Below are 26,742 nucleotides of genomic sequence, written 5' to 3' on the forward strand. Positions count from 1 at the left end.
CCCACCCGGCGGGCCTTCTTCCGTGTGCGGCCCGTTCAGTCCCCGATGCGGGCCGCGACGTCCCGGAACGCCTGCAGCACCGTGGCGACGGCGGGAACGTCGTCGGCGGCGGGTCGCCGGGCCAGCTCGTAGATCCGGGCCGCGCGCACCCCGGCCAGCGGCAGCTGCACCACCGCGCGGCTGGTCACCGCATGCCGGGCCAGCAGGGCCACGCCGTGACCGCCGGCGACGAGTTCCTCGATGACGCGGAAGTCGTTGATGCGCATCGCCACGTGCGGTTGCACACCGGTCGCGGCGGCCACCGACATCAGCACGTCGTCGACGGGAAATCCGCCGCGCACGCTGATCCACCGCTCGTCCGCCAACTGGTCCGGCCGGACCGCATCCTGTCCGGCGAGCGGATGACCGGGCGGCAGGATCAGGTCGATGGGTTCGCGCATCAGCGGTTCCGCCGTCACCCTGGGCGACGACGTGTCCGGGGCCCGTTCGTCGCGATGGGTCAGGACGACGTCGTAATCGGCGAGCAGGGCAGGCACCGCGGCGGCCGGGAGATCCTCGTCGCGCGCCTGCACGTCCACTCCGCTGCCCGCGAGCGCGTCCAGCAGTCCCGGCAGCAGCAGCGCGGCACCGGACGGGAACAGCGCCACCCGCACCCGGCCGCGCGGCGAACCGCGGTAGGCGGTCATCTCCGCCGCCGCGCGGTCGAGGGCGGCCACGACGTCGTCGGCGCGGACGACGAGGGCCTGACCGGCATCGGTGAGCCGCAGCCGTCGGCCGGCGGGTTCGAGCAGCGTCACCCCAGCCTCCCGCGAGAGGATCTTGAGCTGCTGCGACACCGCCGACGGCGTCATCGACAACGCCCGCGCGGTCGCCGCCACCGTCCCGCGGTCCGCCAGCTCGCGCAGGACGCGTAACCGGGTGGCATCCATGTAGCAAAACTACATCGATGATGCACTTTTATGTGCTTGTCCTGATTGTTTCCGGCCCTCACGATGGAAGGCATGACCTCACGTGACCGGATGCTCGGACTCACCGTCGTCGTCCTGTGGGGGCTCAACTTCCTCGCCATTCGCGCGGGCCTCGATCACTTCCCGCCGTTCTTCTTCGCCGCGCTGCGGTTCTTCGTCATCGCAATCCCGGTGATCCTGTTCGTCCCCCGGCCGCAGGTGCCGCTGAAATGGCTGCTGGTGTACGGCCTCGGGTTCGGGGTCGGCCAGTTCGCGTTCCTGTTCTGGGGCATGCACGTGGGGATGCCGACCGGACTGGCGTCGCTGGTACTGCAGTCGTCGGCACCGTTCACCGTGGTCCTCGGCGCGGTCCTGCTGCGGGAGCGCCTCCGGCCCACGCAGGTGGGCGGACTGCTCGTGGCGATGGCCGGGATGGCGCTCATCGGCTGGGACCGCGCCCAGCACGCCGCCCTGCTGCCGGTGGCCCTGACATTGCTCGCGGGACTGTCGTGGGCGGTGGGCAACATCGGCAATCGCAAGGCCGCGTCGGATCAGCCGATGCGCCTGATGCTGTGGATGTGCGTCATTCCGCCGCTGCCGATGCTGGCGCTGTCCTTCGTCGTGGAGGGCCCGACCGCGGGGTGGACTTCCCTGACCTCGTCGCTGAACGGCAACGGCCCGCTCGCCCTCGCGGGCCTCGCCTACATCGTGATCCTCGGCACCATCGCCGGCTCCGGGCTGTGGACGGCACTGCTCAGCCGCTACCCCGCCGGCATGGTCGCGCCGTTCTCCTTGCTGGTTCCCATCGTCGGGATCGGGGCGTCCTGGCTGGTGCTGCACGAGGAGCCGAGCGTCCTGTCGCTGATCGGCGGGGCCGTGGTCATCGCCGGTGCCGCCGCCACCCAGGTGAGTGGCAATGTGCGTCCGCGCACACTTCCGCACCCACCTGCCCCCGCGCGAGTCGGCGTCTGACCGGAGCCTGTGCAAAACTCGCGGAGTGAGTACTGGAACTGGGATCACGACGCGCGGCAAGGTCGCCCTGCGCGCGGCGGCCGCGGCCTCCTGGGCGTCGCAGAAGGCAGGCCGCGGCAAGGGCTCGATGATCGGCGGATTGATCGCCCTGAAGATCGACCCGACACTGATGGAGCAGCTCGGCGCCAACCGACGCACCGCGGTGATCACCGGCACCAACGGCAAGTCCACTACCACCCGGATGACCGCGGCGGCGCTCTCCACCCTCGGTGAGGTCGCGACGCAGGCGGACGGCGCCAACATGGATGCCGGCATCGTCGCGGCGCTGAGCACCCGCGTGCACGCGCCCCTCGCCGCGCTCGAGGTCGACGAACTGCACGTCCCGCACGTCAGCGACGCCGTCAACCCCGAAGCCCTGGTTCTGCTCAACCTCAGCCGCGACCAACTCGACCGGGTCGGCGAAATCAACATGATCGAACGCAAACTCCGCGCCTGCGTCGCCGCGCACCCGGAGTCCGTCGTCATCGCCAACTGTGACGACGTGCTCGTCACCTCCGTGGCCTACGACGCGAAGAACGTCGTCTGGGTCGCCGCCGGCGGCGGGTGGGCCAGCGACGCCGCCAGCTGTCCGCGCACCGGTGAACCCATCGTGTGGGAGGGCTCGCACTGGCGCAGCACCGGTTCCGACTTCGCGCGGCCGACCCCCGACTGGTGGCTGGACGACGAAAACCTGTACGGGCCCGACGGCCTGAAGATCCCGATGACCCTCGCCCTGCCCGGACGCGCCAACCGCGGTAACGCCGCGCAGGCCGTCGCGGCGGCCGTCGCGATGGGCGCGAAGGCGGAGGACGCGGTCGCCGCCGCGGCCACCGTCCAGGAGGTCGCGGGTCGCTACAGCACCGTGGAGGTCGGGTCGCACTCCGTGCACATGCTGCTCGCAAAGAATCCCGCCGGCTGGCAGGAGGCGCTGTCGATGATCGACCCCACCGTCGACGGACTCGTGATCGCCGTCAACGGGCAGGTCCCCGACGGCGAGGACCTGTCCTGGCTGTGGGACGTCCGGTTCGAGCATTTCGAGGGCGTCAAGGTGGTGGCGGCAGGTGAACGCGGCACCGACCTGGCCGTGCGCCTCACCTACGCCGGCGTCGAGCACACGCTCGACCCGAACCCGTTGCGGGCCATCGCGTCCTGCCCGCCCGGACGCGTCGAGGTGCTCGCCAACTACACCGCCTTCCGCGACCTGAACACCGCCATCGCGAAGGAGGCCCGCAATGCCTGAGTCGACCGTCCGCATCGGCCTGGTGCTGCCCGACGTGATGGGCACCTACGGCGACGGCGGCAACGCCCTCATCCTCCGGCAGCGGCTGCGCATGCGCGGGTACGACGCGGAGATCGTCGAGATCACCCTGAACGACCCGGTTCCCGATTCCCTCGACGTGTATACGCTCGGCGGCGCGGAGGACTCGGCGCAGCGGCTCGCGACCCGCCACCTCACCCAGTACCCGGGACTGCAGAAGGCCGCCGAACGCGGCGCCCCCGTCCTCGCGATCTGTGCCGCGATCCAGGTGCTCGGCAACTGGTACGAGACGTCCAGTGGCGAACGCGTCGACGGCGTGTCGATGCTCGACGTCACCACGTCCCCGCAGGCGACGCGATCCATCGGCGAGGTCGTCACCACCCCTCTGATCGACGGGTTGACGCAGCCGCTGTCGGGATTCGAAAACCACCGTGGCGGAACCACACTCGGCGCCGACGCCCGCGGCCTCGCCCGGGTCACGCACGGCGTCGGCAACGGTGTCGGGGACGGGCTCGAAGGCGTCGTCCAGGGTTCCGTGATCGGCACGTACATGCACGGACCCGTCCTCGCCCGCAACCCCGAACTCGCCGACCTGCTGCTGATGCGGGCGCTGGGCGTCGACGAACTCGCCCCCCTCGACCTCCCGGAGGTCGATCAGCTGCGCCGGGAGCGCCTGCGCGTCTAGGTACTGCTGCCCGTCGAGCCGGACGATCAGCGGGACACCGGTCGGGCTGCAGTCGACGTCCTCGTACAGAATCCGGCCGCGGCGGAGAGCGTTGCCGGCCGCTATGCATAACCCAGGTGAGTCGAAAGGCGTCCTCGGGCACGCTTTCGCACTCACGCATCAGTGCAACCAGGGGGTTGCAGAAACTCGACGAGAGTGCAACCATGAAGTTGCACATCAATCGTCGTCGAGAAGGTGGCCCACCATGGACGCATCGAGCAGCATCACCCGGACCGTTGTCGTGAATGCCCCGAGATCGGCGGTGTGGGCGGCGATCACGGATCCCGACAAGATCAGCCAGTGGTTCGGACAGCGCACGTCCCTCGACCTCAGCGTGGGCGGCAAGGCGGCCTTCACGTGGGACGAGCACGGCACCGCCCGCGCCGTGGTCACGGAGGTCGACGAACCGAACGCGTTCGGTTTCCGCTGGGCGGCCGACATCGACGCCGACCCAGTGATCGGCAACTCCACCCTGGTGCGGTTCACGCTGTCGGAGCACGACTCCGGCACCGAATTGACCGTCGTCGAGACCGGATTCGACACCCTCGACCGCGACGTCGCCGACCAGAAGCGGGCCCGCGAGGGCAACATCCAGGGCTGGCATGCCGAACTGGACGAACTGGTCGCCTACCTGCACGGCGTGAAGGCATGAGCACCCACTCCGAACTGGCCTCGGTGTTCGCGGCCCTGTCGGACGAGACCCGCTGGGAGATTCTCACCGAACTCGGCCGGGCCGACCAGTCGGCGTCGTCGCTGGCCACCCGACTTCCGGTGTCGCGGCAGGCCATCGCGAAGCACCTGAACGCACTGCAGGCGTGCGGCCTGGTGGAGTCGGTGAAGGTGGGCCGCGAGGTTCGCTACCGCGCGCTGGGCGCGGAACTCAACAAGACGGCGCGGACGCTGGAGCGGATCGGCGCCGAATGGGATCGGCGACTGTCGGCCATCAAGGAGATCGCGGAATCGATGGAGAAGTGACTACCCCCAGACAGGGGTTCGGCCGGGAATGCTTCTGCATTCTCGGCCGGATCTCTGCTTCTCGAGTTTTCTCTGCTCACAGGTACATTTCCTCGATCCGCATCACTGACTATACGCACGAGTGATCTACGTCACAAGAGGTTCCGCGGAATTTTTCCCGGCGTTCGCGCTGCCCGGGCAGCGCGAGTGATACGACGAACACCAGCACCGCCAGCGCCGCGCACACCCCGTAGGCGATCGAGAATCCGGCGGCCGAGGCGACCCCGCCGACCATGCTCGCCGCCAGTACGGTTGCGACCACCGCGCTGCACATCGTCGTGCCCATCGTCCTGAGCAGCACGTTGACGCCGTTGGCCGCGGCCATCTGCGTGGACGGCACGGCCCGGACGATCAGCATCGGCAGCGTGCTGTACACCAGCGCGGTGCCGATCGCAGCGACGCCGAGGGCCGCGATCACCATCCACAGTTCCTTGTGCGGCACGGTGTGCAGCGCGTAGCCGAGGACGAGGCAGATCGCGCCCGACAGGATCGTCACCTTCGACCCGTAGCGTTCGGACACCCGGGCACCGACCTGCGCGAAAACGATCATCGACAGGCTCGTCGGCAGCTGGCACACCGCGGCCTGGAGGATCGTGAGGCCGTAGCCGGCGTCGCCGCGGGGCGCCTGCAGTAGTTGCGTGGTGATGAGGGCGTTCCCGTAGAACGCGAAACCGACGAGCAGCGCCGTGACATGGGGCAGCAGCACGGACCGTCGCGCCGACACCCGCAGGTCCACGAGCGGATTGACGTTGCGCAGCTGCTGGTAACCCCACAGCGCGAACAGGAACAGCGAGGACGCGAACATCCCCAGCACCGCTGGACTTCCCCACCCCCAGGAGCTGCCCTGTGTGATCGGGACGAGCAGGCAGACGAGGGCCGCGGTGAGGCCGACGGCGCCGACCCCGTCGAACCGTCCGCCGGACCGCACCTCGGACTCGCGGATGAACAGCGCCGCGGCCGTGGTGACGGCGAGGCCGATTCCCGCGATGACCCAGAAGAGGACGTGCCAGTTGGAGTACTCGGCGACGGAGGCCGCGAACGGCAGCCCGAGGGCGGTGCCGATTCCGAGCGTCGAGCTCATCATGGCGATGGCACCGTGGACCTTCTCGCGCGGCAATTCGTCACGGAGGATCGAGATTCCGACCGGGATGACGGCGGCGCCGGCCCCCTGCAGTCCGCGCGCGAAGATCAGGAACGCGATGTCGGACGTCACGGCGCAGATCAGCGCGCCGACCGTCATGAAGACGAACGCGACGAGAAGCATCCGCTTCTTGCCGAACATGTCGGCGAGGCGGCCGAAGATCGGGGTGACGACCGCGCCGACCAGGAGGGTGGTGGTGATCAGCCAGGACACGGACGTCTGGCTCGCGCCGGTGAACGTCGGCATGCTGGGCAGAAGGGGCACCATGACCGTCTGCAACACGGCCTGGAACACGCCCGCGAACGCGAGAATCGGGAAGAGGTAACGCGATCCGCCGGCCGAGTCCGGCGGTGCGACCGGCTGATCCGCGAGCGCCGACAGTGGGCGCGGCAACGAAATCGTCAAGCGTCACCCCTCGCGCAACTGGTAAATGGTTGTTCACCACATTAGGTGAACAACCATTTACCCCGCAAGCCGGACGATTCGCCCTCAGCCGTCGAGCAACTCCTGCACCAGCGGGGCGTACTGCGCCACCACCTCGTCCGGGGTGCCCGTCGCGTGCTCCTGCATCATCTTGCGGCGCATGACGGCGAGACCCGTCAGCATCGACATCACCAGTTCCGCGCGCAGCCGGCCGCCCGGCCCGGGCAGTCGTTCGGCCAGCGTGTCGATCATCTGCGTCGAATAGTTGGCACGCAGCTTCCGGCTGGCCTCCTCGCTCGGCCCGCTCATGAACAGAATGCTCAACGACAACGGCTTGTACGGTTCGAGCGGCCGCGCGAACATCGACACCATCCGCTCCCCGAGGCCGTCCAGCGGGCCGCTGAACAGCACCTCCGCGGCGGACCGGAAATCGACGAGCGCGTCGAACAGCTGCTCCTTCGACCCGAAGTACTTGATGATCAGCGGTGCGCTGACCCCGGCGTCCTCGGCGATGTCCTTGAGCGTGATCTCCCGGTAGGGGCGCGTCGCGAATGCCCGGCCGGCCGCGTCGACGATCAGCGACCGCGACTGTTCGGCCGTCCGCTTCACCGGCGCGGCCGTGCCCGGCTCCGACGTCACAGCGTGCGTCTCCCCGACAACGCCCGGCCCAGGGTGAGCTCGTCGGCGAACTCGAGGTCGCCGCCCATCGGCAGACCCGACGCGAGCCGGCTCACCGTCAGCCCGGGAAAGTCCCGCAGCATGCGCACCAGATACGTCGCGGTGGCCTCCCCCTCCGTGTTGGGGTCGGTCGCGATGATCACCTCGGAGACGTCGACGCCGTCCTCCTGATTGCCGATGCGCGCGAGCAACTCCCGGATGCGGAGCTGATCGGGCCCCACCCCGGACAACGGATCCAGCGCGCCGCCGAGGACGTGATAGCGGCCCTTGAACTCACGGGTGCGTTCCACGGCCTGGACGTCTTTCGGCTCCTCGACCACACAGATCACCGTGCGGTCGCGGCGCGGATCGGCGCAGATGCGGCAATGCTCCTTGTCGGAGACGGTGCCGCACACCACGCAGAACTGGACCCCGTCACGCACCCGCTGCAGCGCATTCTTGAGCCGGTCGATCTCCGGCGGTTCGACACTCAGCAGGTGGAACGCGATGCGCTGAGCGCTCTTCGGCCCGACGCCGGGCAGCTTGCCGAGTTCGTCGATCAGATCCTGAACCGGACCTTCGTACACGCCGTGCCTCTAGAAACCGGGGAGACCGGGCAGGCCTCCCCCACCGAATCCACCCGCGAGCGGACCCAGCTTCTGCGCCGCGATGTCCTGCGCCTTGCTCGACGCGTCCTCGATCGCACCGATCACGAGGTCCTGCAGAGTCTCGACGTCGTCCGGATCGACGACCTTCGGATCGATCTTCAGACCGACCACTTCACCTGTCCCCTTGACCGTCGCGATCACGAGTCCGCCACCGGCCTGCCCGGTGACCTCGGCCTCGGCCATCTCCTGCTGGGCGGCCATCAGCTGCTGCTGCATCTGCTGAGCCTGCGCGAGGAGCTGCGACATGTCGGGTTGTCCACCTGGTTGCACTGACGTGGTCCTTTCTGCTGTTTCCCCTGCCAGCGTAGACCGTGACCGTCGGTGCGGTCCGGCGCCGACGCCGCCACCGAGTGGTCACGTCGACGACGCCGGAGCGGAGCCGGTTGCGTCAGGCCAGTTCGCGCTCGAGGTTCGCCAGAACCTGCCCCTGAATCTTCTTGAGACCCAGCGGGGCGAACGTCTTCTCGAAGAAGCCGCCGATTCCGCCGGCGCCCTTCCATTCGGTGGTCGTGGTGACCGTCGAACCGCTGCCGCTCGGGGCGACGACCCACGTGGTGACGAGCGACGAATTCGCGTCCGTCTCCGTGATCGTGTTGCCCGCCACGGTGACCGTGGCCTTGATGTCACGGGACCGCTTCTCGGTGGCCTTCAGCGTCCACTGCGCGACGGTGCCGCCGCCCTGCCCGCCCTCGAGGACTCGGTAGTCCAGGTACTGCTCCGAGAGAATGCGCGGGCGCACCGTCTCGTAGTCCGCCAACGCCGCGAGCGTCTTCTCCGGTGTGGCTGCGACGGTGATCGAACTGCTCGCGCTGACCTGGCCCACTGTTCTGACTCCTCTTGTACGATTTGTACGAAACTGCTTCCACCTCCCATCCTGCCTGCCGTGCGCGAGTCCGGGCGACGACGTGGCAATCCATTGTGAGGTAGGTCACCTCACGGTGGTCGCGACCCGCGGATTGATGAGACATTTGTGTGAATCTTCGGATGAGCGGGCCGATATGCGTGGCTTGAACCCCGGGAGAGGGATAGCGTCAAGGTGTGGCTGCCTCTTCGGTTGAACTACTGAAAAGCATGCGGGAGGGTGGACGCCCCTTCCGTGCGCATCGCACTCTGCCCGTCACGGGGACCGACGCTCACCGCGCCGGCGTCGAACGGCTCCTCGCGTCCTACCGGGCAATTCCCGCGGACGCGACCGTGCGCCTCGCGAAGAAGACGTCCAACCTGTTCCGCGCGCGGGCCCAGACCACCGCACCCGGCCTCGACGTCTCCGGACTCGGCGGCGTCATCTCCGTCGACCCGCAGGCCCGGACCGCGGACGTCGCCGGAATGTGCACGTACGAGGACCTCGTCGACGCCACCCTGCCGTACGGGCTGGCGCCGCTGGTGGTTCCGCAGCTCAAGACGATCACCCTCGGCGGCGCGGTCACCGGTCTCGGCATCGAGTCGACGTCGTTCCGCAGCGGACTCCCCCACGAGTCGGTGCTCGAGATCGACGTCCTCACGGGCAGCGGCGACATCGTCACCGCAACACCGGAAGGCGAGAACTCCGACCTGTTCTGGGGTTTCCCCAACTCCTACGGCACTCTCGGCTACTCCACCCGCCTGCGCATCCAACTCGAACCCGTCAAACGGTATGTGGCACTGCGTCACCTGCGGTTCGACTCCCTCGACGACCTGCAGTCGGCGATGGATCGCATCGTCACCGAGCGCCAGCACGACGGCATTCCCGTCGACTACCTGGACGGCGTCGTCTTCACCGAATCCGAGAGCTACCTCACGCTGGGCCACCAGACCGACGAGGGCGGCCCCGTCAGCGACTACACCGGATCGAACATCTTCTACCGGTCGATCCAGCACGCATCGGTAAACCATCCCAAAACGGACAAACTCACCATTCGAGACTACCTGTGGCGCTGGGACACCGACTGGTTCTGGTGCTCACGCGCGTTCGGCGCCCAGAACCCCACCATCCGCCGAATGTGGCCCAAGAGCCTCCTCCGCAGCAGCTTCTACTGGAAGCTCATCGCCCTCGACCACAAATACGACATCGGCGACCGGATCGAGAAGCGCAAGGGCAACCCGCCGCGCGAACGCGTCGTCCAGGACGTCGAGGTGCCCATCGAGCGCACCGCCGACTTCGTCCGCTGGTTCCTCGACGAGATCCCGATCGAGCCGCTGTGGCTGTGCCCGTTGCGGTTGCGGGAACCCGCCCCCGCGGGCGCGTCGTCGCAGCGCCCGTGGCCCCTGTACCCCCTCGAACCGAAACGCACGTACGTGAACATCGGATTCTGGTCGTCGGTACCCATCGTTCCGGGCCGGCCCGAGGGGGCGGCGAATCGGCTGATCGAGGACAAGGTCAGCGACTTCGACGGACACAAGTCCCTCTACTCGGATTCGTACTATTCACGAGAAGACTTCGAGCGCCTCTACTACGGCGGCGATCGATATACGGAACTGAAAAAACGCTACGACCCTAAATCACGATTACTGGACCTTTTCTCCAAGGCGGTGCAACGTCGATGACGACCCTGAAAGCTTCACGCTCCCAAGACCACAAGCTCACCATCGCAGAGATTCTCGAAACTCTGTCCGATGGCATGCTCCCCCTGCGGTTCTCCGCCTACGACGGCAGCGCCGCAGGCCCGGAGGACGCCCCCTACGGACTCCACCTCAAGACGACCCGCGGCACCACCTATCTGGCGACCGCCCCCGGCGACCTCGGCATGGCCCGCGCCTACGTGTCCGGCGACCTCGAGGCGAAGGGTGTGCACCCCGGCGACCCCTACGAGATCCTCCGGGTCATGGGCGACGAACTGCACTTCCGTCGTCCGTCCGCGCTCACCCTCGCCGCCATCACGCGCTCGCTCGGCTGGGACCTGCTGCGTCCCATCGCCCCTCCCCCGCAGGAACACCTTCCGCGGTGGCGGCGGGTCGCGGAAGGGTTGCGGCACTCCAAGTCCCGCGACGCCGAGGTGATCCACCACCACTACGACGTCTCGAACACGTTCTACGAGTACGTCCTCGGCCCCTCCATGACCTACACGTGCGCCTGCTACGAGAACACCGAACAGACCCTCGAGGAGGCGCAGGACAACAAATACCGCCTCGTCTTCGAGAAGCTCGGCCTCCAGCCCGGCGACCGACTCCTCGACATCGGTTGCGGCTGGGGATCGATGGTCCGGTACGCCGCCCGCCGCGGCGTCAAGGTCATCGGCGCCACCCTGTCCCGCGAGCAGGCCGAATGGGCGCAGAAGGCCATCGCCGACGAGGGACTGTCCGACCTCGCCGAGGTCCGGTTCTCCGACTACCGCGACGTCCCCGAAACCGGATTCGACGCCATCTCCTCGATCGGCCTCACCGAGCACATCGGCGTCGGCAACTACCCCGCCTACTTCGGTCTGCTGCAGAGCAAACTCCGAGAAGGCGGCCGGCTGCTCAACCACTGCATCACCCGCCCCGACAATCAGAGCCAGGCCCGAGCCGGCGGCTTCATCGACCGGTACGTCTTCCCCGACGGCGAACTCACGGGCTCCGGACGCATCATCAGCGAGATCCAGAACGTGGGCCTCGAAGTCCGGCACGAAGAGAACCTGCGCGAGCACTACGCGCTCACCCTCGCCGGGTGGTGCCAGAACCTCGTCGACAACTGGGACGCCTGCGTCGAAGAGGTCGGCGAGGGAACCGCCCGCGTGTGGGGCCTCTACATGGCCGGATCGCGACTCGGCTTCGAACGCAACGTCGTTCAGCTGCACCAGGTCCTCGCCGTCAAGCTCGGACCCAAGGGCGAGGCGCATGTCCCGCTCCGGCCGTGGTGGCAGTAGGCGCTTCGCGCCCGTGCGCCTTTTTGGTAGCTAGGACGACCAGAAAGGCGCACAGGCCGGGCACGGCCTCTCACCGAGCCTGATCCAGCCCTCCCGCACCAGCACGGCCTCCACTTCACGGGCCACCTCACAGGGATTCTTCGTCACCTCGTCGAATCCGTAGACCAGTCGCGGCCGCCCCTGCAGTTCCGCGGCGTTGTCGCGTCGACGGTCCCGGAATGCAACCTCCGCCATGACATGCGCGCGGCGACCGTCGAGTCGCACGATGAGCGGTACACCGCGATCGGAGTAGTCGCAGTCCTCGAAGAGGGTGCGTCCGTCCACGACCACGGGTGACTGGCGGCGCGCCCGTGGGAGTCCGTGCGCGTCCTCGACATCGACGGCGTAGCGGTATTCGAGCACCGACTGCACTCCGTCGGCCAGCATTCGTACCGCGTCCATGAGCACCTTCCGGTATCGACGCGGGCGTCGCTCCTCCATACGCCGCCGGATGTCACGCAGTGGGATCCGGGCGTTGGTCACGAGAGCGATGAGCCGGGTGTAGGCGTCCCGCGCCGTCGGCTCGGCGATCGCGAGGTCGAGTGCGGTGTCGGCTCGCGACGTGCGGGGCGGATCGGTGTCGACGGCAATGTATTCGTGTGCCCTGGATCGATGTACGACGACGCCGGGATGCAGCGGAGTGGACAAAGCGATCGGATTGCCCGGCTTACGTGACGGACGCATGCCCGTAGCGCTCTGGCACCGTGACGACTTCCCGTACGGCACCGTGATGTGGATCGACTCGCCGTCTCGGGGAACAACCATCCCCCATTCCTCAGCGGCTGTGATGTGGCTGAGCATCGAATGCCCGCCACCGTAGAGAAGAGCCGCGGAAAGGATCATGTCGCGCGTCAACGGGCCGTTGGTGACGGCGTAGACGCCTTGGAGAACACGGCGCCACTGCCCCGAGTCCAGGAGATGACGAACCCTGCTCCGAGAGAAGCCGAAGGGCTCGAGTTGGGACTGCGTGACGATCCCGAACTGGCTGTCGACGAGGCGCTGGAAGTCGGGGAGATCGATATCGGTCATACGGCGGATCGTGCGATGCGCATCCGACTCCGAAACCGACAAAAACGCGGTTATCCACTTTGCCTGTGGATAACCGCGAAGTTGTGGATAACTCGCCCCGTGCGCCTTTTTGGCTGTTGCAGCTACCAAAAAGGCGCACGGGCGGCGGAGCCGCCTACGACTTCAGCGACGCCGGCGGGGTGAAGCGCTCACCGTACTTGGCGGCGAGTTCTTCGGCGCGCTTGACGAAGCCGGCCTGGCCGCCTTCGTAGCCCTTGATGTACTGCGACACACCGCCGGTCCAGGCGGGGAAGCCGATTCCCATGATGGAGCCGATGTTGGCGTCGGCGGTGGTGAGGAGCACGCCCTCGTCGAAGCATTTCTGCGTCTCGATGGCCTCGATGAACAGCATGCGTTCGATGAGGTCCTGGAACGGGACTTCGAGTTCCTTGGAACCGAAGTTCTCCCGCAGCCCGGACCACAGGCCGGTGCGCTTGCCGTCGGCGTAGTCGTAGAAGCCGGCGCCGCCGAGTTTGCCCTTGCGGTCGAACTTGTCGACCATGGTGTTGATGACGTCGCCTGCCGGATCGGCGGGCAGTTCCTTACCTTCGGCCTTCGCAGCTTCCGCGGTTTCCTTGCGGATCTTCTGCATCAGCGTCAGGTTCAGCTCGTCCGACAGCTGCAGCGGTGCCGCCGGGTAACCGGCCTGCATGCCTGCCTGCTCGATGGTGGCGGGCTCGATGCCCTCCGCGAGCATGGCGATGGCCTCGTTGATGAACGTGCCGATGACGCGGGAGGTGAAGAAGCCGCGCGAGTCGTTGACGACGATCGGCGTCTTGCGGATGGCCTGCACGTAGTCGAAGACGCGGGCGAGGGCCTCGTCGGACGTCTTCTCGCCGCGGATGATCTCGACGAGCGGCATCTTGTCGACGGGCGAGAAGAAGTGAATTCCGATGAAGTCCTCTTGGCGCTTCACACCGGTCGCGAGGCCGGTGATCGGCAGGGTCGACGTGTTGGAACCGAGCAGGGCCTGCGGGTCGACGATGTCCTCGATCTCCTGGAACACCTTGTGCTTGAGGTCCTGCGACTCGAACACGGCCTCGATGACAAAGTCGACTCCGGCGAAATCAGCGGGGTCGGCGGTCGGCGTGATGCGGTCGAGCAGCGCCTTCGACTTCTCCTCGGTGGTCTTGCCCCGCGAAAGTGCCTTGGCCTCGATGCCCTCGGAGTAGGCCTTGCCCTTGTTCGCGGCCTCGATGGTGACGTCCTTGAGGACGACGTCGAAGCCGGCCTTCGCGGACACGTAGGCGATACCTGCGCCCATCATGCCGGCGCCGAGCACACCGACCTTGGTGATGGGGGTCTTTTCGATGCCCTCGGGACGGGAGGCCCCGGAGTTGATGGCCTGCAGGTCGAAGAAGAACGCCTGGATCATGTTCTTCGCGACCTGGCCGGTGACCAGCGACGTGAAGTAGCGGGCCTCGATGACGAGCGCGTTGTCGATGTCGACCTGCGAGCCCTCGACGGCGGCGGCCATGATGGCGCGCGGCGCCGGCATCGGGGCGCCCTTGAGCTGCTTGCGCAGGTTCGCGGGGAACGCAGGCAGGTTGGCGGCGAATGCCGGGGTGGAGGGGGTGCCGCCGGGAATCCGGTAGCCCTTCTTGTCCCACGGCTGGACGCCGCCCTCGGGGTTGGCCTTGATCCACGCCTTCGCGGCGGGCACGAGCTCCTCGACGGAGGACACGACCTCGTCGACGAGCCCGACCTCCTTGGCCTGCACCGGTCCCCGCTGCTGACCCTGGAGCAGCACCTGCATGAGCGCGTTCTGCAGGCCGAGCATGCGGACGGTGCGGACGACGCCACCACCGCCGGGCAGCAGGCCGAGCGTGACCTCGGGCAGACCGATCTTGACGCCCTTCACGTCCGCGGCGACGCGGTGATGCGTGGCGAGGGCGATCTCGAGTCCGCCGCCGAGCGCGGCTCCGTTGATGGCGGCGACGACCGGCTTGCCGAGCGTCTCGAGGCGGCGCAGGTCCGACTTGATCGCGACGCTGTGGCTGTAGATCTCGTCGGCGTTCTCCGGGCCGACCTTGATCATGTTCTTCAGGTCACCGCCGGCGAAGAACGTCTTCTTGCCGGACGTGATGACGACACCGGTGATGGACTCCTTCTCGTCGACGAGGCGGTCGACGGTCGCCTTCATCGAGGAGATATAGGCGTCGTTCATGGTGTTCGCGCCCTGGTTGGGATCGTCGATGGTGAGCACGACGATGCCCTCGGCGTCCTGCTCCCAGTTGATGATGTTCTGCTCGCTCACTGCTTCAAGTCTCCTGATGGTCCGGGCGGTCAGACGCGCTCGATGATGGTGGCGACGCCCATACCGCCGCCGATGCACAGGGTGATGAGGGCGTACCGGGCGTTACGACGCTCGAGCTCGTCGATCATGGTGCCGGTGATCATGGCGCCGGTGGCTCCGAGCGGGTGACCCATCGCGATGGCACCGCCGTTGACGTTGAGCTTCTCGTCGGGGATGTTCAGGTCCTTCTGGAACTTGAGCACCACGGACGCGAACGCCTCGTTGATCTCGAACAGGTCGATGTCGTCGACGGTCAGACCGGCGGCGGCGAGCACCTTCTTCGACGCCGGCGTCGGGCCGGTGAGCATGATCGTGGAGTCGGCGCCGCTGGTGGCCGTCGCGACGACGCGGGCGCGGGGGGTCAGGCTCATGTCCTTGCCGGCCTGCTCGGATCCGACGAGAACCAGTGCGGCGCCGTCGACGATGCCGGAGCTGTTGCCGCCGTGGTGGACGTGGTTGATCTTCTCGACCCAGTGGTACTTCTGCAGCGAGACGGCGTCGAAGCCGCCCATCTCGCCGACACCGGCGAAGGACGGGTTGAGGCCCGCGAGGTTCTCGAGGGTGGTGCCGGGACGCATGTGCTCGTCCTGGTCGAGGACGGTGAGGCCGTTGATGTCCTTCACCGGGACGACGGACTTGGCGAAGTAGCCGCCGGTCCATGCCTTCGCGGCGAGGTCCTGCGAGCGGACGGCGTACGCGTCGACGTCCTCGCGGGAGAAGCCCTCGATGGTGGCGATCAGGTCGGCGCCCACACCCTGCGGAACGAAGTAGTTGTCGTAGTTGGTGGCCGGGTCAAGCGCCCACGGTCCGCCGTCGGAGCCCATCGGCACGCGGGACATCGACTCGACGCCACCGGCGATGACGAGTTCGTCCCAGCCGGAGCGCACTTTCTGCGCTGCGGTGTTGACGGCCTCGAGGCCGGACGCACAGAAACGGTTGAGCTGGACGCCGCCGACGGTGTCGGGCAGTCCGGCGTCGTTGACCGCGACGCGGGCGATGTCCATGCCCTGGTCGCCGACGGGGGTGACGACACCGAGGATCAGGTCCGAGATGCGATCTTCGTCGAGGTCGGGGAAGCGGGCGCGGAGCTCGTCGATCAGGCCGGTGACCAGCGAGATCGGCTTGACCGAGTGCAGCGAACCGGTCTTCTTTCCGCGGCCACGCGGGGTGCGGATGGCTTCATAAATGAATGCCTCTGTGGTCACTGTGAAGTGTTCCTTCCTTATTTGCGTCGACGCCGACCGTGCACACGGCGCTCTGCACGGGGCATACCCCGGCACGTCCACCTTAGAACGTGTTGCAAAACCAGAGGAAGGACCGAAGCGATCCTGGATCGTGACCCAGGCGATCACGACCGGCGGATCTCACTGTGATCCCCGGCCGTCCCGATGCTGCGGGACCGGCGAAGCTGCGCCTGAGTTCAGCCCTCGAGCTTTTTGGCCCCGAGCATGTCCTTGAGCAGTTCGAACGCCACATCTTCCGGGTCGCGGCGGGTGGCGGGGTCGACGGGCTCGGCCGCCTCGGCGAACATCTCTTCCTCGTCCTCCGGTGTGGAGACGGGCGGCGTCGACGACACGGCCTCGTAATCGACGGGACCGGGATCGTCCGGGTAGTCGGGTGCTTCCGGCGGCGGGATGTCGTCGTCGGGCTCGGACGACGGACGAGCCTGCGCCGCGCCCGAATCGGAGGGTCGCGTGTCGGACTGCTCCTGCGTCGGGCGCTGCGCCGCCCTCTCCTGACTGGGCCGGGAGAACCGGGGGGCGCCGGCTGGTTTCGTCGGTGCCGCGGCGACCTTCGCCACCGGCGGGGGCGGCGCCGACGGAGCACCGGCCTGATACTCCACTTCCCAGGAGCCGCCGAACATCTCGGACAGGACCTCGGCGATCACCCGGGCATTGTGCGGCGAAGCGATGCGCGCGCCCAGATTGGGAACGGGGTGCGCCAGGATCAGGCGGTTGCCCTGCACGTCGTGCACCGTCGCGGCAGACAACATCGCAGGCAGGATCTTGTTCCGCTGACTCACCTTCTCGCGCAGCGAATTCCAGGACTCCCGCAAGGCGGTCGCGTCGGGGCCGGCCGATGCGGCAGCATCCATGTGTTCCGATGCGGCAGCATCCATGTGTTCCGATGCGGCAGCATCCATGTGTTCCGATGCGGCAGGCTCCGCGTCGACCTCGGGGGCGAGCGGCGGTTCCGGCTCGGGTTCGGGCGTCGGCACAGGCTGCGGCGTCGGCTCCGGGACGGGAACAGGCGCCGGCTCGGGCTCGGGCGCGGGTACAGGCGTCGGCTCCGGTTCGGGAGTCGGCACAGGCTCGGGCGTCGGCTCGGGTTCCGGGGCGGGCCGCGGCATCGGTTCGGGTTCCGGCTCGGGCGGCGGGGGCATGGTGGCGGCCGCGGCCTGGCGCATCGACGGGCGCTGGAACTTCGCTTCCGGTTCCGGCTCCGCGGGACGTTCGGGCGCACGAGTCGGCGCCACAGCGGGACGGGCCCCGTCGACGGCCGGCGCTGCGCCGGCGGGCGGAAGTCCGCGTTCGACGCGTTCGATTCGCTGCAACACGGCGGACTCCGCATCGGACGCCGAGGGCAGCAGCATCCGGGCGCACATCACCTCGAGCAGGAGCCGGGGAGCGGTGGCGCCGCGCATCTCGCCCAGACCCGCGTGCATCACCTCGGCGTAGCGGGTGAGCGTGGCGGGACCGATCCGCTGAACCTGCGCCCTCATGTGCTCGAGCACGTCGCCGGGTGCGTCGACCAGGCCGCGTTCGGCGGCGTCGGGCACCGCCTGCATCAGGATGAGGTCGCGCAACCGCTCGAGCAGGTCGACGGCGAAGCGGCGTGGGTCGTGCCCGGCGTCCATCACCCGGTCGACCGTCCCGAACAGCGCTGCGCCGTCGCCGGCGGCCAGCGCGTCCACGGCGTCGTCGATCAGTGCGACGTCGGTGACACCGAGCAGCGCGAGCGCGCGGGGGTAGGTGACACCCTCGTCTCCGGCACCGGCGAGGAGCTGGTCGAGGATGCTCAGCGAGTCACGCGGCGAACCGCCACCCGCGCGGATGACCAGCGGATATACCGGGTCCGCGACCGGAACGCTCTCCTGCCGGCAGATCTTCTCCAGCAGTCCCCGCATGGTCGCCGGGGCCAGTAGGCGGAACGGGTAGTGATGGGTGCGCGAACGGATGGTCGGCAGCACCTTTTCGGGTTCGGTGGTGGCGAAGATGAAGATGAGGTGTTCCGGCGGCTCCTCCACGATCTTGAGGAGAGCGTTGAACCCGGCCGTGGTGACCATGTGCGCCTCGTCGACGATGAACACCCGGTACCGCGACTCGGCGGGCGCGTAGAACGCGCGGTCACGCAGCTCACGGGTGTCGTCGACGCCACCGTGGCTGGCCGCGTCGAGTTCGGTGACGTCGAGGTTGCCCGACCCGCCGGGGCCGAGCGCCACACACGAGGGGCACTGGCCGCAGGGCGTCGAGGTGGGACCTTCCACACAGTTCAGCGATCGGGCGAGGATGCGGGCAGACGACGTCTTGCCACAGCCGCGGGGACCGGAGAACAGATACGCGTGGTTGATCCGTCCGGCGTCGAGGGCGGTGCTCAGTGGTTCGGTGACGTGCTCCTGCCCCACCACCTCGGCGAAGGATGCGGGTCGGTACTTCCGGTACAGGGCCACGCGGAAAGACTACCGGCGGGCCCCGACAGCTCGGTCCCGGTGGTCGAAGCACCCGGTCGGGCCGCTACTCACAGGCAGAAATCCGGCCTGATCGAATTGCGTAACACGTTCGCAACGCATCGGCATCACAGTGGAAACCGCCCGCGGTCATCGTGATTTTCCGCGCCTGGTTTCGTCCGGGTGTGTGAGGAGAATGTCGTGCCTGCAATCGATGCCGGAGCTACCGCCTGGCTTCTGATCAGTACCGCGCTGGTCCTGCTGATGACCCCGGGGCTCGCTCTGTTCTACGGCGGGATGGTCCGTTCCACCGGCGTACTGAACATGATCATGATGAGCTTCGTGTCGATCGCGTTGGTCACGGTCGCCTGGCTGGTGGCCGGGTACTCACTCATCTTCGGCCAAGACATCGGCGGCGGCCTGATCGGAGGGCTGGAGCACCTGGGGATGGCGGGCATCGACCCGACCACCGTCCACGGGCAGGTCCCCGAGATCCTGTTCGCCACGTTCCAGCTGACGTTCGCGATCATCACGGCCGCGCTGATCAGCGGCGCGATCGCCGACCGCGCCAAATTCTCGGCCTGGATGATCTTCGTACCCGTCTGGGCACTCGTCGTCTACGCACCAGTCGCGCACTGGGTGTGGAACCCGCAGGGCTGGATCGCGCAGTTCGGCGCCCTCGACTACGCGGGCGGGCTGGTCGTCGAGATCGTCTCGGGTGCGTCCGGCCTGGCCTTGGCGCTGGTCCTGGGCCCGCGGCTCGGATTCAAATCCGAGTCGATGCGCCCCCACAACCTGCCGCTGGTGCTGCTGGGCGTCGGCCTGCTGTGGTTCGGCTGGTTCGGTTTCAACGCGGGCTCCGCGCTCGCCGCCGACGGAACCGCCGCCGCGATCTTCCTGAACACCCTCGTCGCGGGATGCACCGGCCTGCTCGGCTGGCTGCTCGTCGAGCAGAAGCGCGACGGCCATCCCACCACGTTCGGCGCGGCGTCCGGTGTCGTCGCGGGCCTGGTCGCGATCACCCCGTCCTGCGGCACCGTGAGCATGGTCGGCGCGGTGGTCGTCGGTGCGGTGGCCGGTGTGGTCTGCTCGTTCGCGGTCGGCTGGAAGTTCCGCCTCGGGTACGACGACTCGCTCGACGTCGTGGGTGTCCACCTCATGGGCGGCATCGTCGGCACGATCCTGATCGGCCTGCTGGCCACCGAGGTGATGACCGGCGGACCGGAAGGCCTGCTGTACGGGGGCGGGTTCGCCCAGCTCGGCAAGCAGTTACTCGCCGTGGTGGTCGTCGCCCTGTACGCGTTCGGCGTGACGTTCGCGCTGGGCAAACTGATCGACCGCACCTTCGGTTTCCGGGTGAGCCGGGAGGACGAGTCCTCCGGCATCGACCTCGCGCTGCACGCCGAATCGGCCTACGAACACGGCGTGCTCGGGCACGGCCCCCACGGCGGCGGCCAGGGCAACAGCGTGTTTCCGTGGATGCACGAGGCCGAACGCCGGCGACAACTCGACGCCGAACAGAAGCAGAAGCCGTCCGATCCCGAGTAGCGGGTCTTCGGCGCTGCCGTAGACCCGCTACTTCTTCTTCGCTGCCGCGGCCTTCTTCGCCTCGGCCTTCGCGGCCTTCTTGAACTCACGGACCTCGTGGAGACTCTTGTCGTCGACGACGTCCGCGATCGACCGACGGGATCCCTCGGTGCCGTAGTCGCCGGCGGCCTCCCGCCAGCCCTTCGGCTCCACCCCGATCTGCTTGCCGAGCAGCGCCAGGAAGATCCGGGCCTTCTGATCGCCGTACCCTGGCAGCGCCTTCAGGCGCTTCAGTACCTCTTTGCCGTCGGGGTCGCCGCTCGTCCACACCGCCTCGACGCTGCCGTCGTAGTTCTCGACGAGGAACGCGCACAACGACTGGATGCGGGTGGCCATCGATCCGGGGAATCGGTGCACGGCGGGGGTCTGCGAGCAGACGGCGGCGAACTCCTCCGGATCCATCTCGGCGATGCGGTGCACCTCGAGCCCGCCGAGCCGGTCATCCAGCTTCTTCGGGCCCGCGAACGCCGTCTCCATCGGAACCTGCTGATCGAGCACATCCCGATGAGCAGCGCCAGCGGATCATTCGCCAGGAGTGCGTCGGCGTCCGGGTCCCCTACCAGATTCAGCGTGCGTGCCATGGGCTCGATCCTGCCATCCCGCGATCGGGCGGGTGCTCCCTTCACCTCGACGCGCGGTTTATTCACAGAGTTATCAACATCACTGCATTACCGGTCGGTACGCTCCCGGTTCCCGCAACACCGCCGCGTCCGACCAGAGCTGGCCGCGTACCGTCGCCGACCTGATCGACCGCGTCACAAGCGCAGTGCGATAGCGCGTACCCGGTGTCGGCGCGGCCGATACCGGGTACGCGACTACGGTCAAGGGACTCCGGTCCATCGCACGACCCGAAGGACACCCGATGGCCCAGAACGAAGCCAACCGAGCCAGCGGTATCAGCGGAGCCGTGGATCGTGCAACCGACAGCACCACCTTCGAACGGGTAGCCCGCGCCGGGCACGTAATGAGCGGGTTCGTACATCTGCTGATCGCGTACATCATCATCCAGCTGGCGTTCGGCAGCGGTGGCAACGCCGACCAGTCCGGGGCGCTGGGCACGCTGGCCTCCAAACCCGGTGGCCGATTCGCGTTGTGGGTGGCGGCGATCGCGTTCGTCGCGATGGCGCTGTGGCGGCTCGCCGAGACGATCGTCGGGCCGCACCCCTCCGAACAGTCCGACACGAAGAACGACGGAACGTCGGCGATGGACCGCGTCAAGGCGTTCAGCCTGGCCGTCGTCTACTTCGCGTTCGCGTTCTCGGCCGTCCAGTTCGCACGCGGCGGCGGCAAGTCCAGCGGCGAGCAGAACGCCGGGCTCAGCGCCCGGCTGATGCAGTCCGGCGGCGGAAAATTCGTCTTGATCGTCGTCGCCCTGGTCGCCATCGGCGTCGGCATCTACCACATCTACAAGGGGGCGGCGAAGAACTTCCTGGACGACCTGAAGGGCACCCCGTCGAGGTTCGTCGAACCCCTCGGCGTGGTCGGGTACGTGGCCAAGGGGCTCGTCATCGCCGGCGCGGGTGTGCTGGTCATCGTGGCGGTCTTCAACTCCGACCCGTCCAAGGCCACCGGCATCGACGGCGCCGTGAAGACCCTGGGCTCGGCGCCGTTCGGGCAGTTCCTGCTGGTCCTCGCCGGACTGGGCGTCGCCGCGTACGGGCTGTACAGCTTCGTGATGGCCCGCTACGCCCGGATGTAGAGACACGTCCGGCCGCCCACCCGATGGTGAGCGGCCGGACGGCGACGCTAGGACTTCGGAAGATCCAGGCGCGATTCGGTGGCCGCGAGCAGCACGCACGTCGCGACACCGTTCATCGACTTGTCCAAATCGTCCATCGAGGGGAAGCTCGGCGCGAGCCGGATGTTCTTGTCCTCCGGGTCGATTCCGTACGGGAACGCCGATCCGGCGGCAGTGAGCGCGATCCCAGCCTCCTTCGCCAGAGCGATGACGCGCTTCGCGGTGCCCTCGACGACGTCCAGGCTGATGAAGTATCCGCCCTTCGGCTCCGTCCACGACGCCACCTTGGACGCCCCGAGACGGTCCTCGAGGATCTTCAGGACGAGCGCGAACTTGGGCGCCAGGATCTCGCGGTGCTTCTCCATGTGGGCGCGCACGCCATCGGCGTCACCGAAGAACCGCAGGTGCCGCAGCTGGTTCAGCTTGTCGGGACCGATGCTCTTCTTGCCGAGGAACTTCTGGTACCAGGCCAGGTTCGCGGTCGAGGAACCGAAGAAGCTGACGCCCGCACCGGCGAACGTGATCTTCGACGTCGACGCGAACACGAGCGGCCGGTTGGGGTGCCCCGCCTCCGCCGCCATCCCGAGGATGTCCAGCGACGGCGCCGTCTCACCAACCAGCGGGTGGACGGCGTAGGCGTTGTCCCAGAACAGCCGGAAGTCGGGGGCGGCGGTCGGCATCGACGCCAGTGCCCGCGTGACCTCTTCCGAGTACACCGCGCCCGTGGGGTTGGAGTAGTTGGGGACGGCCCACAGACCCTTGATCTGCGGATCGTTCGCCACCAGCTCGGCGATGACGGCGACGTCGGGGCCGTCGGGGCGCATCGGCACCGGAATCATCTCGATGCCGTAGGTCTCGGTGATCCCGAAGTGGCGGTCGTAGCCGGGCGCCGGGCACAGGAACTTGACCTTCTCCTCCTGCGACCAGGGGCGCGAGGAGTCGGGGGTGCCGTGCAGCAGTGCGAACACGACGTTGTCGTGCATGATCTCGAGGCTGGCGTTGTTGCCGGCGAGCAGGTTCTCGACGGGGATGCCGAGCAGTTCACCGAAGATGGCGCGCAGTTCCGGCAGACCGGCGAGCCCGCCGTAGTTGCGGGTGTCGGTGCCGTTGCCGTCACGGAAGTCGCCGTCACCGGGCAAGGACAACAGCGCCGCCGACAGATCCAGCTGCTCGGGCGAGGGCTTGCCGCGGGTGAGGTCGAGCGTGAGCTTCTCGGTCTTCAGCTGCGCGTAACTCGCAGTCTGGCGCTCGTGCTCCGAAAGTAGTTCCTCATGGCTCATCAACCCGATCTGGGTCTGGTTGGTCATCAGGAGCGGCCTCTCACCGACATCGTGGGTCGGGTATGCGAAAGATAGGGGACCCCGCGCACCCGGCAGAGCCCGTTGACCCTTGCTGCCTTCCGGCCCTGGGGGAGTTCACAGGATGCGCGCCGCGCGGGATCCACCACAGAGTGTAGACGGCCCCGGGCCGCGGCTGGGATCCACCCCGGGTCGCGGCCGACGCCGAGCGTCTGACCACGGCCAGTGCTACGGTCGCCCCCGCATTCGGCCACCGTCGGCAAAGGATCGGGATGAAACTGAGAAGGACAGCACACGCGGCGGTACTCGCCGTCGCCGTGGCGGCACTGTCGGCCTGCGGCGGAGGCGACGACACCTCGGCCGCCTCGGCCGCGGTGAGCTGGGACGCGGCCGAGCCGTGCACGCTCGCGGACGATGCGACGCTCGCGCCGCTCCTGACGGCGGGCGCCGGCGAAGGCACCGCCACCGACAGTCCCGAACGTCGAGCGTGCACGTGGGGCAAACCCGAGGCCCTGAACACGGTGACCGTCACCACGACGAGCGCGCCGGAACCGGTCGACCCGTTGCGCACCATCACCGTCGGCGGACTCGAGGGCCGGGCCCTCGCCGAGAGCAAGTACCAGTGCATCCTCGAGGTCAGCACCGACGCCGGCACCCTGTCGATCGAGACGAAGTTCGGACTCGACGCCACCGCGAACCCGGACACGTCCTGCGACCGTTCCGTGCCCCTCGCCGAGTACGCCGTCGACCAGCTGAAGTGGTCGTAGAACTGGCGACTACCTGGCCGTTTAACGGTGAGCAGCCGTCGTTGGGTATGCTCCTCCACGGAGGATTCGCCTAGTGGCCTATGGCGCTCGCCTGGAACGCGGGTTGGGTTAACGCCCTCAGGGGTTCAAATCCCCTATCCTCCGCCACAGGAAGCCCCTGTGAACTGCCGAGAAGCGGTTCGCAGGGGCTTCTTTCGTCGTGAACGCAAACCCCTCTGCAGCGGAAGACCAGGCCACAGCAGGCGCAATCCGTTATCTCCCTGTTATCGTCTTCGGTGCAGCGTTCGCTGTGCTGTGTGCCGATTCGAGATAAAAGGACATTGGTATGGCGATTCGTCGCACCCGCGCGCTGATCGTGGGCCTCGTCGCAGTATTGGCATCGGGCCTCGTGTCCGTCTTGGCCGGAACCGGCATCGCGCATGCCGACTCGGCCGTGATCTCGGTGTATTCACCGTCGATGAACAAGAACATTCCGGTCAAGGTGCTGAAGGCGGCCGGCGGCGGTCCTGCGCCGACCCTGTACCTGCTCGACGGCCTGCGCGCACCGGACGACAACAACGGCTGGCTGATCGAGACCGACGTGGAGAATTTCTTCGCCGGCAAGCACGTCAACGTTGCCATCCCGTTCGGCGGCGGCGGCACGTTCTACTCGGATTGGCTTCGCGACGACCCCAAGCTCGGCCGGGTCAAGTGGGAGACCTTTTTGACCCAGGAACTGCCCCCGGTGATGGCGTCGCAGTTCGGCAGCGACGGAGTGAACAACGCGGTCGCCGGGCTGTCGATGAGCGGCACCTCGGCGCTGAACCTCGCCACCCACCACCCCGACTTCTACAAGGCCGTCGCCTCCTACAGCGGGTACCCGACGGCCAGCTCGCCCGGCTTCGCCCAGGGCATCCAGGTCTCGGTCGCCCAGATGGGCGGCGACGCGCTGAACATGTGGGGCTTCTGGCCGTCGGCCACGTGGCTGCGCAACGACCCGCTGCTCAACGTCGGCGCACTGCGCGGCAAGTCCGTCTACATCTCGTCCGGTGCGGGTTCGGCGGCAGGCGATCCCACCGTCGACCCGGACAGCAAATCGTTCGACCCGGTCAAGTTCTCGCAGACGGTTCCCCTCGAGACCGCCTCGGGTCTGAGCAGTAGGACGTTCGTCCCGGCGGCGAAGGCCGCAGGCGCCAACCTGCAGACGCACATCGCCGACGAGGGCCTCCACACGTGGAACTACTGGCAGGACCGGCTGCACGAATCCTGGGCCAGCACCCTCGCCCCCGCGCTCGGCACCTCCTAGCAAGAGCTCACCCCGGTACACCGACAGTGGCCCCCGATCTTCGGATCGGGGGCCACTGTCGTTCGCCGCGGTGTTTGATGTGGGGGTGCCGATCGACGACAGCAGGCGGATGCTCGTCCTGGCGGTGGTGCTGTCCACGCTGGCCGGGTACGTCGACGCGCTGGGGTTCATCACGCTCGGCGGGTTCTTCGTCGCCTTCATGAGCGGCAACCTCACCCGGTTCAGCGTCGACTTCGCGGACGCCGGATGGGCGCCCGCCCTGACGGCAGCGACGGTGATCGGCACGTTCGTGCTCGGGTGCGTCCTGGGTGCCGTGGTCGTGCACCTGTCCGACCGACGGGGCCTGCCCGTCCGGACGACGGTGCTCGCGGTGGTGTCGGGACTGCTGATCGCCGGCTCGGTGGCGGCGACGTTCGGTGCGAGCATCGTGGCCGTCGGCGCGATGCTGCTCGCGATGGGCGCCGAGAACTCGTTCTTCCAGCGCGACGGCGAGGTCACCGTCGGCCTCACCTACATGACGGGTGCCCTCGTGAAGATGGGACACCGGCTGGCCGGCGCACTGTTCGGCGGGTCGCGGTGGGCGTGGCTGCGGCACTTCGCGTTGTGGGCAGGCCTCGTGGTGGGGGCGGTGACGGGCACACTCGCGCACCGCTGGATCGGGCTGGACGCCCTGTGGTTCGCTGCAGCGCTGTCGGCGGCGCTGACCGCCACCGTCCACCGGAGAGTCGACCGGCCTACTCGCCGCCCGCAGTTGTCGTGACCGGGTTGCCGGCGGAGTCGAGGGTCCACCACACGCTGCCGACCGCCTGCCCGTACGCGTCGCCCGGTTTGTTGTCGTCCTTGTAGCGGTACACGGGACGGCCGTTCACGGTGAGCTGATGGGTGCCGTCCGCGGCGGGGATGGTGTCGATGACGACTTCCTGCAGTCCCTGCACCGTCGGGTTGTCGGTGACCGAGGTGACCGGCGGCCACGACTGCAGGCACGTGTCGCGGCACGAACTGGCGCCGGAACCCACCTCGTCCTTGTCGTACACGTAGACGGTCATGCCCCCGTTGTCGACCATCACGTCGCCGAGTGTGGTCGACCCCATCTTGAGCACCGGCGTGCCGGGCGCGACGGGCGGGGATGTCGGTGTCGGCGACACCGGGGCGTTTCCTCCCGTGTCGCCGGAGTCGGTGCGGTCGTAGGCGCAACTCGAGAAGGTCAGGCTGACGGCGACGATCGCTGCCAGCGCCCATGTTCGTCTCATGGAGTCCTCGTTCTCTGTGACGGCGAAGTGGCGGGCCTCCGGGGAACCTCTGCGGACCCGTGCATACAGTTCACCTCGAGTTG

24 protein-coding genes, 1 tRNA gene, 1 other RNA gene and 1 pseudogene are annotated in these 26,742 nt (G+C 67.8%); 13 read left to right on the forward strand and 14 right to left on the reverse strand.

What is annotated here, in order from left to right; genetic code table 11:
- Positions 1–35: 35 nt before the first annotated feature.
- Positions 36–929 carry a LysR family transcriptional regulator gene (locus H0B43_RS15520; RefSeq protein WP_185727109.1) on the reverse strand — a complete coding sequence of 298 codons (894 nt, stop codon included), beginning with the start codon at positions 927–929 and terminating at the stop codon, positions 36–38.
- A 72-nt stretch (positions 930–1,001) separates the two neighbouring features.
- Here H0B43_RS15520 and H0B43_RS15525 point away from each other — a divergent pair, with 72 nt between their 5' ends.
- From H0B43_RS15525 to H0B43_RS15545, 5 genes are all read left to right on the forward strand, one after another.
- Entirely contained in the window at positions 1,002–1,919 is a 918-nt protein-coding gene (locus H0B43_RS15525) for an EamA family transporter (protein WP_185727108.1), read from the forward strand.
- 25 nt (positions 1,920–1,944) lie between these two features.
- Positions 1,945–3,198, forward strand: a complete 1,254-nt coding sequence (locus H0B43_RS15530) for a Mur ligase family protein (RefSeq protein WP_185727107.1) — start codon at positions 1,945–1,947, stop codon at positions 3,196–3,198.
- A complete protein-coding gene (locus H0B43_RS15535) occupies positions 3,191–3,901 on the forward strand; it encodes a type 1 glutamine amidotransferase (protein ID WP_185950067.1) in 711 nt (236 codons plus the stop codon). The genes H0B43_RS15530 and H0B43_RS15535 overlap by 8 nt, the downstream gene beginning before the upstream one ends.
- Before the next feature lie 244 nt (positions 3,902–4,145).
- Positions 4,146–4,592, forward strand: coding sequence for an SRPBCC family protein (locus tag H0B43_RS15540; RefSeq protein WP_185727105.1), 447 nt, complete (start codon positions 4,146–4,148; stop codon positions 4,590–4,592).
- On the forward strand, positions 4,589–4,915 hold the full coding sequence (locus tag H0B43_RS15545) for a metalloregulator ArsR/SmtB family transcription factor (protein WP_185727104.1): 327 nt from the start codon (positions 4,589–4,591) through the stop codon (positions 4,913–4,915). The genes H0B43_RS15540 and H0B43_RS15545 overlap by 4 nt, the downstream gene beginning before the upstream one ends.
- A gap of 109 nt (positions 4,916–5,024) precedes the next feature.
- Here H0B43_RS15545 and H0B43_RS15550 read toward each other — a convergent pair whose 3' ends face one another.
- The 5 genes from H0B43_RS15550 to H0B43_RS15570 form a co-directional block, all read right to left on the reverse strand.
- Positions 5,025–6,500 carry an MFS transporter gene (locus H0B43_RS15550; RefSeq protein ID WP_252189781.1) on the reverse strand — a complete coding sequence of 492 codons (1,476 nt, stop codon included), beginning with the start codon at positions 6,498–6,500 and terminating at the stop codon, positions 5,025–5,027.
- An 84-nt stretch (positions 6,501–6,584) separates the two neighbouring features.
- Positions 6,585–7,157, reverse strand: a complete 573-nt coding sequence (locus tag H0B43_RS15555) for a TetR family transcriptional regulator (protein WP_185727103.1) — start codon at positions 7,155–7,157, stop codon at positions 6,585–6,587.
- Positions 7,154–7,762, reverse strand: coding sequence for a recombination mediator RecR (recR, locus tag H0B43_RS15560; protein ID WP_005248644.1), 609 nt, complete (start codon positions 7,760–7,762; stop codon positions 7,154–7,156). Before recR ends, H0B43_RS15555 begins: the two co-directional genes overlap by 4 nt.
- Positions 7,763–7,771: 9 nt before the next feature.
- On the reverse strand, positions 7,772–8,089 hold the full coding sequence (locus tag H0B43_RS15565; protein ID WP_213015149.1) for a YbaB/EbfC family nucleoid-associated protein: 318 nt from the start codon (positions 8,087–8,089) through the stop codon (positions 7,772–7,774).
- Between the two features lie 142 nt (positions 8,090–8,231).
- Complete coding sequence (locus tag H0B43_RS15570; protein WP_073359020.1) at positions 8,232–8,666, reverse strand: SRPBCC family protein; 435 nt, start codon at positions 8,664–8,666, stop codon at positions 8,232–8,234.
- 248 nt (positions 8,667–8,914) lie between these two features.
- Between H0B43_RS15570 and H0B43_RS15575 the strand changes: the two genes are divergently transcribed.
- A complete protein-coding gene (locus H0B43_RS15575; protein ID WP_185729946.1) occupies positions 8,915–10,366 on the forward strand; it encodes an FAD-binding oxidoreductase in 1,452 nt (483 codons plus the stop codon).
- Positions 10,363–11,664 carry a class I SAM-dependent methyltransferase gene (locus tag H0B43_RS15580; RefSeq protein ID WP_185727101.1) on the forward strand — a complete coding sequence of 434 codons (1,302 nt, stop codon included), beginning with the start codon at positions 10,363–10,365 and terminating at the stop codon, positions 11,662–11,664. Before H0B43_RS15575 ends, H0B43_RS15580 begins: the two co-directional genes overlap by 4 nt.
- A gap of 30 nt (positions 11,665–11,694) precedes the next feature.
- Here the strand turns inward: H0B43_RS15580 and H0B43_RS15585 are convergent, their stop codons facing one another.
- The 4 genes from H0B43_RS15585 to H0B43_RS15600 form a co-directional block, all read right to left on the reverse strand.
- Entirely contained in the window at positions 11,695–12,732 is a 1,038-nt protein-coding gene (locus tag H0B43_RS15585; RefSeq protein ID WP_185727100.1) for a type IV toxin-antitoxin system AbiEi family antitoxin domain-containing protein, read from the reverse strand.
- Between the two features lie 154 nt (positions 12,733–12,886).
- Positions 12,887–15,028, reverse strand: a complete 2,142-nt coding sequence (locus H0B43_RS15590; protein WP_185727099.1) for a 3-hydroxyacyl-CoA dehydrogenase NAD-binding domain-containing protein — start codon at positions 15,026–15,028, stop codon at positions 12,887–12,889.
- Positions 15,029–15,057: 29 nt separating this feature from the next.
- Positions 15,058–16,272 (reverse strand): acetyl-CoA C-acetyltransferase, encoded by a 1,215-nt coding sequence (locus H0B43_RS15595; protein ID WP_005253367.1) that lies wholly within the window; start codon positions 16,270–16,272, stop codon positions 15,058–15,060.
- 215 nt (positions 16,273–16,487) lie between these two features.
- Positions 16,488–18,737 carry a DNA polymerase III subunit gamma and tau gene (locus H0B43_RS15600; RefSeq protein WP_185727098.1) on the reverse strand — a complete coding sequence of 750 codons (2,250 nt, stop codon included), beginning with the start codon at positions 18,735–18,737 and terminating at the stop codon, positions 16,488–16,490.
- A gap of 198 nt (positions 18,738–18,935) precedes the next feature.
- On the opposite strand from H0B43_RS15600, the gene H0B43_RS15605 reads away from it, so the two are divergent.
- Positions 18,936–20,282, forward strand: coding sequence for an ammonium transporter (locus H0B43_RS15605; RefSeq protein WP_185727097.1), 1,347 nt, complete (start codon positions 18,936–18,938; stop codon positions 20,280–20,282).
- Between the two features lie 27 nt (positions 20,283–20,309).
- Here H0B43_RS15605 and H0B43_RS15610 read toward each other — a convergent pair.
- Positions 20,310–20,902: pseudogene (locus tag H0B43_RS15610) on the reverse strand (HhH-GPD-type base excision DNA repair protein).
- Positions 20,903–21,183: 281 nt separating this feature from the next.
- On the opposite strand from H0B43_RS15610, the gene H0B43_RS15615 reads away from it, so the two are divergent.
- Complete coding sequence (locus H0B43_RS15615) at positions 21,184–22,020, forward strand: DUF1206 domain-containing protein (RefSeq protein ID WP_185727096.1); 837 nt, start codon at positions 21,184–21,186, stop codon at positions 22,018–22,020.
- A gap of 47 nt (positions 22,021–22,067) precedes the next feature.
- Here the strand turns inward: H0B43_RS15615 and H0B43_RS15620 are convergent, their stop codons facing one another.
- Both H0B43_RS15620 and ffs read right to left on the reverse strand, forming a co-directional pair.
- Complete coding sequence (locus H0B43_RS15620) at positions 22,068–23,366, reverse strand: aminotransferase class I/II-fold pyridoxal phosphate-dependent enzyme (protein WP_185727095.1); 1,299 nt, start codon at positions 23,364–23,366, stop codon at positions 22,068–22,070.
- Positions 23,367–23,409: 43 nt separating this feature from the next.
- Positions 23,410–23,504: signal recognition particle sRNA small type (gene ffs, locus H0B43_RS15625), an RNA gene on the reverse strand.
- A 125-nt stretch (positions 23,505–23,629) separates the two neighbouring features.
- On the opposite strand from ffs, the gene H0B43_RS15630 reads away from it, so the two are divergent.
- The 4 genes from H0B43_RS15630 to H0B43_RS15645 all read left to right on the forward strand — a co-directional run bounded on the left by H0B43_RS15630 (position 23,630) and on the right by H0B43_RS15645 (position 26,169).
- A complete protein-coding gene (locus tag H0B43_RS15630) occupies positions 23,630–24,124 on the forward strand; it encodes a DUF3558 family protein (protein WP_185727094.1) in 495 nt (164 codons plus the stop codon).
- A gap of 59 nt (positions 24,125–24,183) precedes the next feature.
- Positions 24,184–24,271, forward strand: a tRNA-Ser gene (locus H0B43_RS15635).
- A 178-nt stretch (positions 24,272–24,449) separates the two neighbouring features.
- Complete coding sequence (locus H0B43_RS15640; protein WP_185727093.1) at positions 24,450–25,409, forward strand: alpha/beta hydrolase family protein; 960 nt, start codon at positions 24,450–24,452, stop codon at positions 25,407–25,409.
- A 109-nt stretch (positions 25,410–25,518) separates the two neighbouring features.
- Positions 25,519–26,169, forward strand: a complete 651-nt coding sequence (locus H0B43_RS15645; protein WP_185729945.1) for a YoaK family protein — start codon at positions 25,519–25,521, stop codon at positions 26,167–26,169.
- Here H0B43_RS15645 and H0B43_RS15650 read toward each other — a convergent pair.
- Complete coding sequence (locus tag H0B43_RS15650; protein ID WP_185727092.1) at positions 26,144–26,659, reverse strand: hypothetical protein; 516 nt, start codon at positions 26,657–26,659, stop codon at positions 26,144–26,146. The genes H0B43_RS15645 and H0B43_RS15650 overlap by 26 nt on opposite strands.
- Positions 26,660–26,742: the final 83 nt, after the last annotated feature.

The organism is Rhodococcus sp. 4CII (assembly GCF_014256275.1).
Classification (GTDB): Bacteria; Actinomycetota; Actinomycetes; order Mycobacteriales; family Mycobacteriaceae; genus Rhodococcus_F; species Rhodococcus_F wratislaviensis_A.